Here is a 12,891-nt window from a genome sequence, read left to right as displayed (position 1 = left end):
CGTCTGCTCCATCTTTTCATGCGTACCTCTCAGCGGTGCTGTGCAGGACCGACCCTCGGGCCGGCGGTAAGGCGTGGGGGGCGGTCAGATGCCCAGCGCGTCGGCGAGCGTGTCGACGACCCGCTGCTGCTGCTCGGGCGTGATCTGCGGGTAGAGCGGCAGCGAGAGGATGCGGTCCGCTGCCTGCTCCGCGTTCGGGAAGTCGCCCCGGCGGTGGCCGAGATGGCGGTACGCCGGCGTGAGGTGGACCGGGGCGGGGTAGTGCACGCCCGCGCCGATGCCCTCCGCGTTGAGCTTGCCGACGACGTCGTCCCGGTCGGCGCCGACGACCTGGACGACGTACAGGTGCCAGACATGGAGGTTGCCCGGCACGGTCACGGGGAGGACGACCCGGCCGGCGTCGGCCAGGTCGGCGAGCAGCGCGTCGTAGCGGGCGGCGGCCGCCCGGCGGGCCGCGTTGCCGTCGGCCAGCCGCGCCAGCTTGGCCCGCAGGACGACGGCCTGCAGCCCGTCCAGGCGGCTGTTGAACCCGGGGACGTCGTGGCGGTACTTGGCGACTCCGCCGTGGTTGGCGATCGCCCGCACCAGGCCGGCGCGTTCCTCGTCGTCGGTGAGCACCGCGCCCGCGTCGCCGTAGGCCCCGAGGTTCTTGCCCGGGTAGAAGCTGGTGGCCGCGATGCCGCCGCTGCCCGGCGCACGGCCGTCGCGGGTGGCGCCCTGGCACTGGGCGGCGTCCTCCACCACCGCCACCCCTTCAGGGAGTTGGGCGGTCAGTGCCGTCACGTCGGCCATCTGGCCGTACAGGTGCACGGGGACGACCGCGCGGGTGGCGTGGCCGATCGCGTCCAACGCGGCCTGTGGGTCGAGGAGATGGCTGTCGGGCAGGCAGTCCGCCAGGACCGGGCGCGCCCCGATCCGGGCCACCGCGCCGGCGGTGGCGATGAAGGTGTTGGCGGGCACCACGACCTCGTCGCCCGGGCCCACTCCGCTCGCGCGCAGGGCGAGTTCGACGGCGTCGGTGCCGTTGGCGACGCCGACGCAGTGCGCGACTCCGCCGAACTCGGCGTACTCGCGCTCGAATCGGCGGACCTCCTCGCCGCCGACGAACGCGGTGTTCGCCAGGACCCGTTCGAATCCGGCCCGTACCTCGCCGGCGACCTCCTCATGAGCCGCCTTGAGGTCGACAAGCGGAATCTGGTTCATGTCAGCGGTCCCCCCACTGTCGGTACTGCGAGTTCGTCGAGCGCGGGCGCGTCCGCCGCGCGCAGCCGCCGGGCCGGGCTCCCCACCCAGACCTCGCCCGGCGGAACGTCGCCGAGCACGGCACTGCCCATCCCGATCAGCGACCAGGCGCCGACCGTCGTCCCCTCCCTGACGAGCGCGCCGGAGCCCACATAGGCCCCCCGTTCCAGCCGCGCTCCGCCGCCCAGGCGTACTCCGGAGGCGAGCGTCGCGAAGTCCTCGACCACGTCGTCGTGGGTGAGGACGACCTGCGGCATCACGGCGACGTGCGCGCCCACCCGGACGGCGGCGGTCAGCGCGCAGTGCGCGAGCAGCACCGAACCGGGGCCGACCCGGGAGGACCGCGACACCGACGCCGTCGGGTGGATCACGGTGGCGTAGCGGTCCTCGGGCAGGGCGAGCCGGCGGACCAGGCGGGCGCGGGCCGCGTAGTCCCGCGGGTTGCCGACGCAGACCACCGCCCGGGCGGCGGGCAGCCGGTGGACCAGGTCACAGCCGCCGAGGACGGGCACGCCGTCCACCGCGGTGCCGTGCAGGGCCGCGTTGTCGTCCAAGTGGCCGAGCAGCTCGAAGCCGCCCGCGTCCCGTACGGCCTGTGCGGTCTCCCGGGCGAAGCCGCCCGCGCCGATGATGACAAGTTCCGTCATCCGCCGGCCTGTTCATGCAGTACGGCCACGACGCGGTCCTGCTGGGCCTCGGTCATGGTGTGGAACAGGGGCAGGATCAGCGAGTCTCGGGTGAGGCGCTCGGTGACCGGCAGCGGGGCCCTCGGGTGGTCCGCGTAGGCGGGTTCGAGGTGCGCGGCCATGATTCCGCGCCGCGCGGAGACACCGGCCGCGGCGAGCGCGGCGAGCAGGTCGTCCCGGCCGACGGGGAAGTCCTCTTCCAGCAGCACCCAGTAGGACTGGAAGTTGCTCTGACCGTGTTCGGGGTCGCGCACGGGCGTCAGGCCCGGGACGTCGTGCAGCAACGCGTCGTAGCGGGCGGCCAGTTCGCGGCGGCGGGCGATCATCGCCTCGAGCTTGCCGAGCTGGACCAGGCCGACGGCGGCCTGGATATCGGTCATCCGGTAGTTGAAGCCGACTTCCAGGTAGCTCTCCAGGACCGGCTTGTCGCTCGCGTGCCGGTCGGCCGCCGAGGCGTTCATGCCGTGCTCGCGCAGCCGGCGCAGCCGGGCCGCCCACTGGGCGTCGTCGGTGGTGATCATGCCGCCCTCGCCGGTGGTGACCACCTTGCGGGGGTGGAAGGACCAGGCGGCGAGCAGCGCGCCGTGCCCGACGGGCTTGCCGCCGACCGTGGAGCCGATGGCGCAGGCCGCGTCCTCGACCAGGGGCAGATCCCACTCGGCGCAGGCGGCGCGCAGGGCGTGCACGTCGGCCGGTACGCCGCCCTGGTGAACGGCGAGGACGGCCCTGGTGCGGGCGGTGCGTACCGCGTCCACGGTGGCCGGGGTCAGGTTGCCGGTGGCGAGGTCGACGTCGGCGAACACCGGTTCGGCGCCGACGTACCGTACGGCGTTGGCGGTGGCGATGAACGACAGCGACGGCACCACGACCTCGTCGCCGGGGCCGAGGCCGAGCGCGACGAGGCAGAGGTGCAGGGCGGTCGTGCAGGAGCTGACGGCGATGCCGTGCTCGGCCCCCACCCGTTCGGCGAAGGTCCGCTCGAACTCGGCGACCCTCGGGCCCTGGGCGACCCACCCGGACAGCACGGCGTCGGAGGCGGCCCTCGCCTCCTCCTCGCCGAGCCAGGGGATCATCACCGGGATGCGGTCGGTGCTCACTTGGCGGCCTCCCGCTCCGCGCGCCACCACTCGACCAGATCCCTGAGGCCCGTGCGCAGGTCGATCTGCGCGGTGAACCCGAGGCGTTCGGCGGCGTGCGAGGTGTCCGCGAGGCGCCGGACCACGCCGTTGACCGCGCGGGCGGGCCCGTGTTCGGGCTGCAGACCCTCGGCGCCCATGGCCTCCAGCAGGCCTTCGGCGAGTTCCTTCAGCGAGGTCTCCGTACCGCTGGCGATGTTGAAGACCTCGTCGGTGAGGTCCGACTCTGCCGCGAGGACATTGGCCCTGGCGATGTCGCGCACGTCGACGAAGTCCATGGTCTGCGTGCCGTCGCCCAGGATCAGCGGCGGCTCGCCCGCCTCGATGCGCTCCATCCAGCGGATGAGGACCTCGGTGTAGAGGCCGTGGATGTCCATGCGGGGGCCGTAGACGTTGAAGTAGCGCAGGGCCACGTAGTCCAGGCCGTACATGGCGTGGAAGCTGCGCAGCATGCCCTCGTTGAAGGCCTTGGCGGCGCCGTAGAAGGTGTCGTTGTTGTACGGGTGGTGGCGCTCGGTCGTCGGGAACTGTTCGGCCATGCCGTAGACGGACGCCGAGGAGGAGGCGATGACCTTGCCGACGCCGGCCTCGGCCGCCGCCTCCAGGACGTTGAAGGTGCCGTCGACCAGGACCTCGTTGGCGAGCCGGGGCTCCTCCGCGCACTGGGTGATGCGGATCGCGGCCAGGTGGAACACCAGGTCGGCGCCCTCGGTGACCTTCCGTACGGTCTCGACGTCCCGGACATCGCCCTCGACGACCTCCACGACCCCGCTGGGCAGGGCCTTGGCAAGGTTGGCCCGCCGTCCGCGCACGAAGTTGTCGAGCACGACGATCTCGCGGGCGCCGCCCTCGGCCAGGAGGTCGACCAGGTTGGAGCCGATGGTGCCCGCTCCCCCGGTGACCAGGATCTTCTTGCCTCGTACGCTGCTCAAGTGCTGTTACCTCTCAGGGATTTCGGATCTGTCAACGCCCGGCGCGCAGGCCGACGACCGCGCCCTTGAATTCGAGGCTCCGGGACGCCGCCTCGAGAATGTCCAGCACCCTCAGGCCCGCCCGGCCGTCGGTGAGCGGCGCCCGGCCCGCCCTGATGGCGTCACCGAACTCGTCGACCATGCTGCGCAGCGCTTCCTTCTCACCGATCGCGGGCGCGACCATGTCGCCGGAGCGGTACGAGACGAGCATCTCCCTGCGCTCGTCCGCGCCGATCTCCTGCGGTGCGGCCATCTCCACGCCGCGGTCGTAGACGGCCACCCGCTGCAGGGGGTTGAGGTCGTCCCAGAGCAGGGTGCGCTTGGAGCCGCCGACCATGGTGGTGCGCACCTTGGTCGGGGAGAGCCAGTTGACGTGGACGTGGGCGATGGCCCCGGTGCTGAGCGTGAGCGTCAGATAGGCGACGCAGGCCTGTCCGGCGCCGATCGGGTCGGCTCCGTGGGCGGCGACGGCGACGGGTTCGACGCCCGCGGGCAGGATGAAGTCCAGGATGGACAGGTCGTGCGGGGCCAGGTCCCACAGGACGTCGATGTCCTTCTGCACCAGCCCGAGGTTGATGCGGACGGAGTCGACGAAGTGGATCTCGCCGAGGTCGCCGGCCCGGACCATTTCGCGGATACGGCCCACCGCGGGCGTGTAGCAGTAGGTGTGGTCGCACATCAGGGTCAGGCCGCGTTCCTCGGCCTCGGTGACCAGGCGCACCCCGTCGGCGTAGGTCGCCGCGAGCGGCTTCTCCACCAGGACGTGCTTTCCGGCGCGCAGGGCGGCCAGGGCGATGTCGAGGTGGGTGCCCGCGGGCGTCGCGACGGCGACGGCGGCCACGTCGGGGTCGGCGAGGACGGCCGCGTAGTCGGCGGTGGCCTCGACCGTGGAGTAGCCCCCGAGGACCCGCCGGGCCCGGTCCACGTCGAGGTCGCACAGCCAGCGCAGCCGGAACCGCTCGCTGGCCTGGAAGTTGCGTACGAGGTTGGGGCCCCAGTAGCCGGCACCGACGACGGCGACCCCCAACGGCTCCTGCGTCACTGTCTTCCTCTTCCTGTGGTCCTTCAGTGGGCGGTCCATCAGTAGGCCCCCGTTCCCCGCACCACCGCGGACCCGGTGCGCGCCAGGATCGACAGGTCCAGGCCCATCGACCAGTTGTCCACGTATCCGAGATCGAGCCGGACGGCCTCGTCCCAGGGGAGGTCGGAGCGGCCGCTGACCTGCCACAGGCCGGTGAGGCCGGGCTTGACCAGCAGGCGGCGTTTGATGTCCGAGGTGTACTCCTCGACCTCCTCGGGCAGCGGCGGACGCGGGCCGACGAGCGACATCTGGCCCCGCACGACGTTGATGAGCTGCGGGAGTTCGTCAATCGAGCTGTGTCGCAGGAAGGAGCCGACCCGGGTGATCCGGGGGTCCTTCTTCACCTTGAACAGCAGGCCGTCGCTGTTCTGGTTGAGGTGCTCCAGCTCCGCGCGCAGCGCCTCGGAGTCGGAGCGCATCGTGCGGAACTTGAACATGGTGAACTGGTCGCCGTACCTGCCGACTCGCTGCTGCCGGAAGAGCGCGGGGCCGGGGCTGTCGAGCCGGACGACCAGGGCGATCACCAGCATCGGCAGAGCGAGGAACAGCAGCAGCGCGGCCGCGAGGGAACGATCCAGCAGCTCCTTGGGCAGCCGGGAGACCCGGGAGAGGTTCGGGGGCCTGATCCGCACCAGCGGCACGCCGTTGGTGGGCCGTACGGCCAGGCGGGCCGCGGACACGTCGGTCAGCACGGGGGCGAGCAGGAAGTCGACGCCCTGCACGGCCGCGGTCCAGGAGATCCGGCGCAGGAGGGAGGCGTCGAGTTCGGGGGCGGGCAGCACCACCACGGTGGTGATGCCCAGGGCGCGCACGACGTCGTTCATGTCACCGACACCGCCGAGCGCGGGGACCCCCAGCCTGCGGATCTGCGAGGCGTTCTCCGGGTCGGTCAGGCAGACTCCGGCGGCCTGGAGCCGCGGAGTGCCGCCGCGCCGCAGTACGGCGATGAGTTCGGCGACCCCGTGGGCCGGTCCGACCAGGAGCGTCGCAGTTCCGTCGGGGCTGCGCGCCCATCGCCGGTGCAGTCGGCGGCGCAGCCAGTACCGGACCGCGAGGGCGATCACCGCAGCCGGCACAACCGCCATGATCATGTCATGGAGGAGCCCCGCATCGTGCCTGAACAGCCCGTACGCGAGGGCGGCCAGCGCCGGCAGCGCGACGGCCCCGCGGAGCACCCGTCGGTACTCCTCGACACCCAGGCCGAGCACACCGCGGTCGTAGGACCGGTGGGCGAGCATGGCCACGATCCAGGTCGGCGGCAGCACCAGGGCGACCGCCCACCGGTCGTAGACCGCGTGGACCAGGAAGGCCGCGGCTGCGGCTGCGAAGCCGTCCGCGGCCAGGAGAAGAATCCGGTACTTCTGTTCCCAACGTCTTCGGCGAGCTGGTGGACGTCTGTGATCCACACCAACTTGCTCATGCGTGACCTCAATGGTCATGCGCCCCCCACCACATGCGCGGTACCCCTGACCGAAGCGCCCTCGAAGAGAGGGCGCTGGAAAGCGATGGGAGCTTCGGCGGTTCCCCAACCGCCTCATGCACCCAGCATGCTGGCTACTGATTGATCAAAACGTGTCACTCAGCCGTACCGTGACATGCAGTCAAGAACAAGTTCCCCACCCAAACCGGTCCGGCCGCCATCAATCTAGACCACGCGGCGCAGTGTCGGGAACAGTTGGACGAAACACATGTCGCAATAGTGACACCGGCGGCATACTGCCCGCGTGACGAGCATCGTGATCCCGGCCCACAATGAGGCGCCTGTCCTCGGAAGACTCCTCGACGCGCTGTTGACCGATTCCCTCTCCGACGACGACCCCGACATCGTGGTCGTGTGCAACGGCTGCACGGACGACACCGCGAGCGTCGCGGCCGCCCGGGGCCCGCGCGTGCGGGTGGTGGAGATCCCCGTGCCGTCCAAGCACGCCGCCCTGCGCGCGGGTGACGACCGCGCGCGCGGCTTCCCGCGCGTCTACGTGGACGCCGACGTCGTGATCAGCGGCGCCGACGTGCGAGAGCTGACCGGGCCCCTGGAGGACGAGGCCTCGGGCATCCTGGCCACCGCCCCGGAGCGGCGCATTCCGCTCGCCGGCTGTGCCTGGCGGGTGCGCGCCTACTACCGGGTGTGGCAGCGGCTGCCCGCCGTACGCGAGGGGCTGTTCGGCCGGGGTGTCATCGCCGTCTCCAAGGCCGGGCACGCGCGGATCTCCGCGCTGCCGCCGCTGATGGCGGACGACCTGGCCGCCTCCCTGGCGTTCACCGCGCGCGAGCGGCGCGTGGTCGAGGCGGCCGGCGTCGTGATCCGACCGCCCCGCACATGGCCGGATCTGATCAGACGGCGCATCCGGGCGGCGGTCTCCACCGCACAGGTCGAACAGCATCAGGCACCGCGAGAGGCCTCGGCGCGCACGAGCAAGGCGGACCTGAAAGCCATCGTCCGCGGGAAACCGGAGCTTCTCCCGAGCGTCGTGGTCTTCGTCGCGGCGGCGCTCGCCGCCCGGCGGGCGTCCCGAAAGGCCATCCGCGCACAGGACTTCGGCACCTGGCTGCGGGACGAGAGCAGCCGGCAGAACTGATCGCACGACCGTCGTACCGGGAGCCACCACTTGTACCTCACGGATCGCTCCGCGCCCCCGAAGGCGGGCGCCGCCGACCAGGGCCGAAGACGCGGACCGGTGACCGGAGTCGCCCCGATCGTCCTCGTCCTGGGCACGGTCAGCCTGATCACCGACATCTCATCGGAGATGGTCACCGCCGTCCTGCCGCTGTACCTCGTCACCACGCTCGGCTTCAGCCCGCTCGGTTTCGGCACCCTCGACGGCGTCTACAACGGCGTCAGCGCGCTGGTCCAGCTGACCGGCGGGCACCTCGCCGACCGGGTGCGCAACCACAAGCTGATGGCGGGGCTCGGCTACGGACTGTCCGCGCTGTGCAAGCCGCTGCTGCTGCTCGCGAGCAGTGTCGGCGCGCTCGGCACGGTCCTCGCCCTGGACCGGACCGGCAAGGGCCTGCGCACCGCCCCGCGCGACGCGATGATCTCCCTGTCCACGCCCACCGAGAGACAGGGCCGGGCCTTCGGTGTGCACCGGGCGATGGACACCACCGGCGCGCTGCTCGGCCCGCTCACGGCCTTCCTCATCCTGCGCGCGGCGGCCGACGGTTACGACGCCGTGTTCGGCGTGAGCGCGTGCGTCGCCGTGCTCGGCGTGCTGGTACTGGTGCTGTTCGTGCCGGGCAGAGGACGGGCACCTCGCGCGCCACGGGACACGGAACCCCAGGACCAGCGACGGACGCCGGAGGCAGGGCCGGACCCGGGAACCCAGCCCTTGCGGCAGACGCCGGGCGTGCCGCGGGACCCGGGAACTCAGCGTTTGCCCCAGGCCCCGGGCTCGCCGCAACAGGCAGGGCCCCAGGACCTGGGCACGAGCGGAGTGGTGGCGGCCGAGGGGTCCGCGGCCGGCGGCAGGCAACCCGTCCGCGTCCACGAGGCGTTGGCGCTGCTGCGCCTGCCCCGACTGCGGGCGCTCGCCGGGTGCGCGGCCCTGCTCGGCCTGACCACCGTCAGCGACGCGTTCGTCTACCTGCTGCTGCAACGGCGCACGGGTATCGCGGAGGGGTGGTTCCCGCTGCTGCCGCTCGGGACCGCCGCCGTCTTCCTGCTGCTCGCCGTGCCCTTCGGTACCCTGGCCGACCGGATCGGACGCCGTACCGTGTTCCTCGCCGGGCACGCGGTCCTGCTCACCGGCTACGCCCTGCTGCTCTGGGCGCCGGCCACGCCGGCCCTGCCCTTCCTGGTCCTCGCCCTGCACGGCATGTTCTACGCGGCAACCGACGGGGTGCTCCCCGCCGCCCTGGCCGGTGTCGTGCCCGACCATCTGCGCGCCAGCGGCCTGGCCATCGTCGGCACCAGCCAGGCGCTGGCCAGATTCTGCTGCTCCCTCGCCTTCGGGGCCGCCTGGACGATGTGGGGCCCCGGCCCGGCGCTGGCCGGCTCGGCGGTCGGCCTGCTGTGCTGCGCCACCGTCGCCGGCGTGGTGCTGCGACCCGCCGACGAGACCCGATGACCACCTCAGCGAACCGAACCACGAGGATCCACATGACATCGACGCGCCGCCGCCTGCTCGTACTCGTCGCGGCGGTCCTGGTCCTCGCGGGCGTGGGCACCGGCGTGGTCCTGCACGCCGTCGCCCGCGCGGACCACCAGAACCGGCCGCAGGCGGGCGGACCCACCGTGGCCGACGGCAAGTTGACGCTCCGTCAGAGCAGGCGGCTGGTCTTCGTCAACGGAGCCGCCGGCCCGCACCGCACGGCCGTCGCCTCCGTCGCGTCCGCCGACCCCAAGGGCCGGCGCACCGCCTCGGACCTGAAGTGCGCACGCTTCTACGCGGCGGCCGGCACGGGCGTCTGCCTCCAGTCCACCACCGGCGTCCTCAAGCAGAGCAACCGCGCCCTCCTGCTGGACGCGAACCTTCGCACCCGGCACACCTTCGCGCTCGCGGGCACCCCCAGCCGGGCCCGGGTCTCGCCCAGCGGCCGCTTCGTCGCCTGGAGCGTGTTCGTCTCCGGCGAGTCCTACTCCTCGGCGTTCTTCTCCACCCGCACCTCGGTCCTGGACACCCGCACCATGAAGCTGACCCCGAGCCTGGAGACGTTCTCCGTCGTCAAGGACGGCAAGCCCTACCACGCCTCGGACATCAACTTCTGGGGCGTCACCTTCGGCTCCGACGACGACACCTTCTACGCCACTCTCAACACCGCCAACAAGACATATCTGGTGCGGGGTTCGCTCTCCCGGCGGACGGTCACGACGCTGGTCGAGAACGTCGAGTGCCCCTCGCTCTCCCCCGACGGGACCCGCGTCGCCTTCAAGAAGCGGATCCTGTCGCGGACCGACCTGTGGCACGAGTACGTCCTCGACCTCAGGACGCTGAAGGAGACGCCGCTGGCCGAACGCCACAGCGTCGACGACCAGGCCACCTGGCTCGACGACCGCACCGTCGCCTACGCCCTTCCCACGGACGGCAAGGTCGGCACCAGCGACCTGTGGAGCGTCCCCGCGAACGGAACGGGCTCTCCCCGTCTCCTGATCGCGGGGGCCTCCTCCCCGGCGCCGCTCTAGCCGTGGGCGCGGTCAGGTCAGGCGGAGTTCCAGCACGGTCACCGAGAGCGGTGGTACGACACTCGTGAAAGACGGTGCCGCGCCGGCGACGGTGCTCGTCCTCGGCACCAGCGTGTCGGGGGCGGTCAGGGTGTTGGTGGCCGTGCGCGAGGCGCCCGTCAGGACCGTCGCGGTGGCCCGGCTCCTGACCCCCTTGACCAGTCCCCGCAGCTCGACCGGCACATTCAGCTTCTGCGTACCGGAGTTGACGACCGCGAGGTAGAGGCGGTCACCGGAGCGGGTGGCGACCGTGGCGAGGCCCGGCAGCGCCCGCGCGGTGGCCGGCAGCACCGTCTTCCCGAGCCTGCTCGTCAGCATCTGCTGCGCCCAGTAACTGGGCGACACATAGCTGTCGACGTTGTCGTAGGCGATCAGGTTGGTGGCCCACACGTTGTTCTTGACGTGCGAGAACAGCGGCGCGTAGCACTCCATGAGGACCTGGTCGGAGTTGCGGATCAGTCCCGCCAGCCAGGCGGCGTCGCCGAGCGCCGCGTTGAGGTCGGGTGTGGGACGGCCCTCCTGTGCCGCCCACTCCCCGACGAACACCTTCGTCGAACCTCGGTCCCGGTTGTCGTACTTGTGCGTGGAGGCCTGCGCCGCGGACGGCGCGAGGTAGTAGTGCTCGTCGATCAAGTCCGGCGTGCGGCTCTTCACGGTCGTCGTGGCGATCAGTTTCAGCTGCGGGTACTTCGCCTTGATCGCGTCGTGGAAGGCCGCGAACCGCTCGTCGTACGAGCCCGAGATGTCGAACCAGTCCTCGTTGCCGATCTCCACGAACTCCAGGGGGAACGGCTCCGGATGGCCGTCTGCCGCTCGGCGCGCGCCCCACTTGCTGGTGACCGGGCCGGTGACGTACTCGATCTCGTCGAGCGCGTCCTGGATGAACGGCTGGAGCGCGTCGCCGGTGACGTGTTCGCCCTTGAGCGAGTAGCCGGCGAAGACGGCGAGGACGGGCTGGGCGCGCAGGTCCTCGGTCCACTGCAGGTATTCGAGGAGTCCGAGGCCGTCGGTGGACCAGTAGCCCCAGGCGTCGTCCATGTGGCCGGGGCGCTCCCAGACCGGGCCGATGGTGGTCTTCCAGTCGAACCGCGTGGCGATGGTGTTGCCCTCGAGGAAGTTGCCGCCGGGGAAGCGCAGGAACTTCGGCTTGAGAGCGAGCAGTTTCTCCATCAGGTCGATGCGCAGGCCGTTGGGCCGGTTGCGGTGGGTCGGCGGGAAGAGGGACACGTGCTGGAGCCACAGCGTCTCGCCCGCGGCGGCGGGGTCGGCCGTGGTGACGGTCAGCCTCGCGTCACCCGTCACCGGCGCGCCCGGACCGGTGCGCAGGGTCAGTTCGAACGGGCGGCCGCGGAAGGTGGTGCCGATGTGCGGCACTTGGGCGGAGGCGTAGACCTTGGCCCCGTCCGCCGACTCGATGGCCACGGTGAGCGGGCCGACGCGACGCGAGGCCTTGGCGAACAGCCGGGCCGTGTAGGTGGTCCGGGGCCGCACGGGTATGCCCCAGAAGCCGTCGTTGGCGACACCGGCGCGGTGTCCGGCGCCCGTACCGCTCGGCAGTACGACCTTCAGGGAGCGGTCGAGCGCGGTGTTGAGCGGGGTGTCGGCGTCGAGGGAGAGGGCGGTGCCGCCCACGGCGGACCAGTGCAGCGGCGCGGTGTCGTCGGCCATCATCGAGCGGTTCTGCACCAGTTCGGCGTAGATGCCGCCCTCGCCGGAGTGGTTGATGTCCTCGAACATCAAACCGGGCAGGATCGGGGACACGGCGTGCGCGGGGTTGCCGACGTCGACGCTGAGCAGCGGGGTCGTGTTCTCCACCGGCACTCCGGCCAGCGCGGCGACCTGCTCGGCGGTCAGGGCGGCCGGGAACATGTGCACGTCGTCGATCAGGCCGTGCCACTGGTCGACGTGGCCGCCGCCGTAGAGGGCACGGCCGACGGCGGTGTCGCCGCTGCCGGCCCAGCCCGCGGTGTAGGCGGTCTCGCCCTCCAGTACGCCGTTGACGTAGAGGCGGATGACGCCGGCGGCCGGGTCGCTGACACCGGTCAGGTGGGTCCAGGTGCCGGTGGTGGGTGCCGAGGCGGCGGCCGCGACGGCGGCGTTCTGGGTGGCGTCCGAGGCGAGCCGGGCGAAGGCGAAGGTGCCGGTGTCGTCCCGCAGCCCCAGGTAGAAGGAGCTGACGACCTTGCCGTCGATACTCACGGCCGTCTGGTAGCCGCCGAGTTGGGCGAGGTTGACCCAGACGCCCACCGAGAACGCCTTGGAGGTGTCGAGGGCCGGCCCGGACGCGGTGGCGTCGCCGCCCGCGGTGAGGCTGAGGCTGTGGGCGCCGACCTTGCCGGTGTCCCAGCCGGCGGCGCCCCGGAGGGTCGCGGTGCGGCCGTTGCCCGACGAGTCGGCGGCCGAGGTGCCGGAACCCTCTTCGAACGCCCAGTGGGCGGCAGCGGCGGGGAGGTCCGCGGGCGCTGCGCCGGCGGTCGTTCCCGTGAGTGGGGCGGCTCCGGCGGGGGTGGCGGCGAAGGTCCCGGCGAGAGATGCGGCGGACGCGGCCCCCAGGACGGTGAGGACGGTTCTGCGGGGCACTCCGGCTTCTGAAGGCATGCGGCTCATTCCTTGGTGA

Annotated in this window: 10 protein-coding genes; 3 read left to right on the top strand and 7 right to left on the bottom strand. The window is 71.9% G+C overall.

Features of this window, described 5'->3' with window-relative positions:
- Positions 1 to 84: 84 nt before the first annotated feature.
- Genes FBY22_RS12465 through FBY22_RS12440 form a run of 6 tightly spaced genes read right to left on the bottom strand, consistent with a single transcriptional unit; the run spans position 85 to position 6,522 of the window.
- The gene (locus tag FBY22_RS12465; RefSeq protein ID WP_142145051.1) at positions 85 to 1,203 is read right to left on the bottom strand and encodes a DegT/DnrJ/EryC1/StrS aminotransferase family protein; all 1,119 of its coding nucleotides are present in this window, start codon (positions 1,201 to 1,203) and stop codon (positions 85 to 87) included.
- Positions 1,200 to 1,889, bottom strand: coding sequence for an acetyltransferase (locus FBY22_RS12460; RefSeq protein ID WP_142145049.1), 690 nt, complete (start codon positions 1,887 to 1,889; stop codon positions 1,200 to 1,202). Before FBY22_RS12460 ends, FBY22_RS12465 begins: the two co-directional genes overlap by 4 nt.
- Positions 1,886 to 3,025 (bottom strand): DegT/DnrJ/EryC1/StrS aminotransferase family protein, encoded by a 1,140-nt coding sequence (locus tag FBY22_RS12455; protein ID WP_222127753.1) that lies wholly within the window; start codon positions 3,023 to 3,025, stop codon positions 1,886 to 1,888. The genes FBY22_RS12460 and FBY22_RS12455 overlap by 4 nt, the downstream gene beginning before the upstream one ends.
- Positions 3,022 to 3,996, bottom strand: coding sequence for an NAD-dependent epimerase/dehydratase family protein (locus FBY22_RS12450; protein ID WP_142145047.1), 975 nt, complete (start codon positions 3,994 to 3,996; stop codon positions 3,022 to 3,024). The genes FBY22_RS12455 and FBY22_RS12450 overlap by 4 nt, the downstream gene beginning before the upstream one ends.
- A gap of 31 nt (positions 3,997 to 4,027) precedes the next feature.
- On the bottom strand, positions 4,028 to 5,077 hold the full coding sequence (locus tag FBY22_RS12445; RefSeq protein ID WP_260844808.1) for a Gfo/Idh/MocA family protein: 1,050 nt from the start codon (positions 5,075 to 5,077) through the stop codon (positions 4,028 to 4,030).
- A gap of 38 nt (positions 5,078 to 5,115) precedes the next feature.
- Positions 5,116 to 6,522: a sugar transferase gene (locus FBY22_RS12440; protein ID WP_260844807.1), complete on the bottom strand. Its 1,407-nt coding sequence runs from the start codon at positions 6,520 to 6,522 to the stop codon at positions 5,116 to 5,118.
- 318 nt (positions 6,523 to 6,840) lie between these two features.
- On the opposite strand from FBY22_RS12440, the gene FBY22_RS12435 reads away from it, so the two are divergent.
- The 3 genes from FBY22_RS12435 to FBY22_RS12425 are packed head-to-tail and all read left to right on the top strand — an operon-like array spanning position 6,841 to position 10,235.
- Positions 6,841 to 7,692 carry a glycosyltransferase family 2 protein gene (locus FBY22_RS12435; RefSeq protein WP_142145041.1) on the top strand — a complete coding sequence of 284 codons (852 nt, stop codon included), beginning with the start codon at positions 6,841 to 6,843 and terminating at the stop codon, positions 7,690 to 7,692.
- Between the two features lie 30 nt (positions 7,693 to 7,722).
- Complete coding sequence (locus tag FBY22_RS12430; protein ID WP_142145039.1) at positions 7,723 to 9,180, top strand: MFS transporter; 1,458 nt, start codon at positions 7,723 to 7,725, stop codon at positions 9,178 to 9,180.
- Positions 9,181 to 9,212: 32 nt separating this feature from the next.
- The gene (locus tag FBY22_RS12425; protein WP_142145037.1) at positions 9,213 to 10,235 is read left to right on the top strand and encodes a TolB-like translocation protein; all 1,023 of its coding nucleotides are present in this window, start codon (positions 9,213 to 9,215) and stop codon (positions 10,233 to 10,235) included.
- Positions 10,236 to 10,247: 12 nt separating this feature from the next.
- Here the strand turns inward: FBY22_RS12425 and FBY22_RS12420 are convergent, their stop codons facing one another.
- Positions 10,248 to 12,872 carry a LamG-like jellyroll fold domain-containing protein gene (locus tag FBY22_RS12420; protein WP_142145034.1) on the bottom strand — a complete coding sequence of 875 codons (2,625 nt, stop codon included), beginning with the start codon at positions 12,870 to 12,872 and terminating at the stop codon, positions 10,248 to 10,250.
- Positions 12,873 to 12,891 lie beyond the last annotated feature (19 nt).

The sequence above is a fragment of the Streptomyces sp. SLBN-31 genome (genome assembly GCF_006715395.1).
GTDB lineage: Bacteria > Actinomycetota > Actinomycetes > Streptomycetales > Streptomycetaceae > Streptomyces.
The sequence above is the reverse complement of the archived record's forward strand: the minus strand, read 5'-3'. Positions and strand labels throughout refer to the sequence as shown.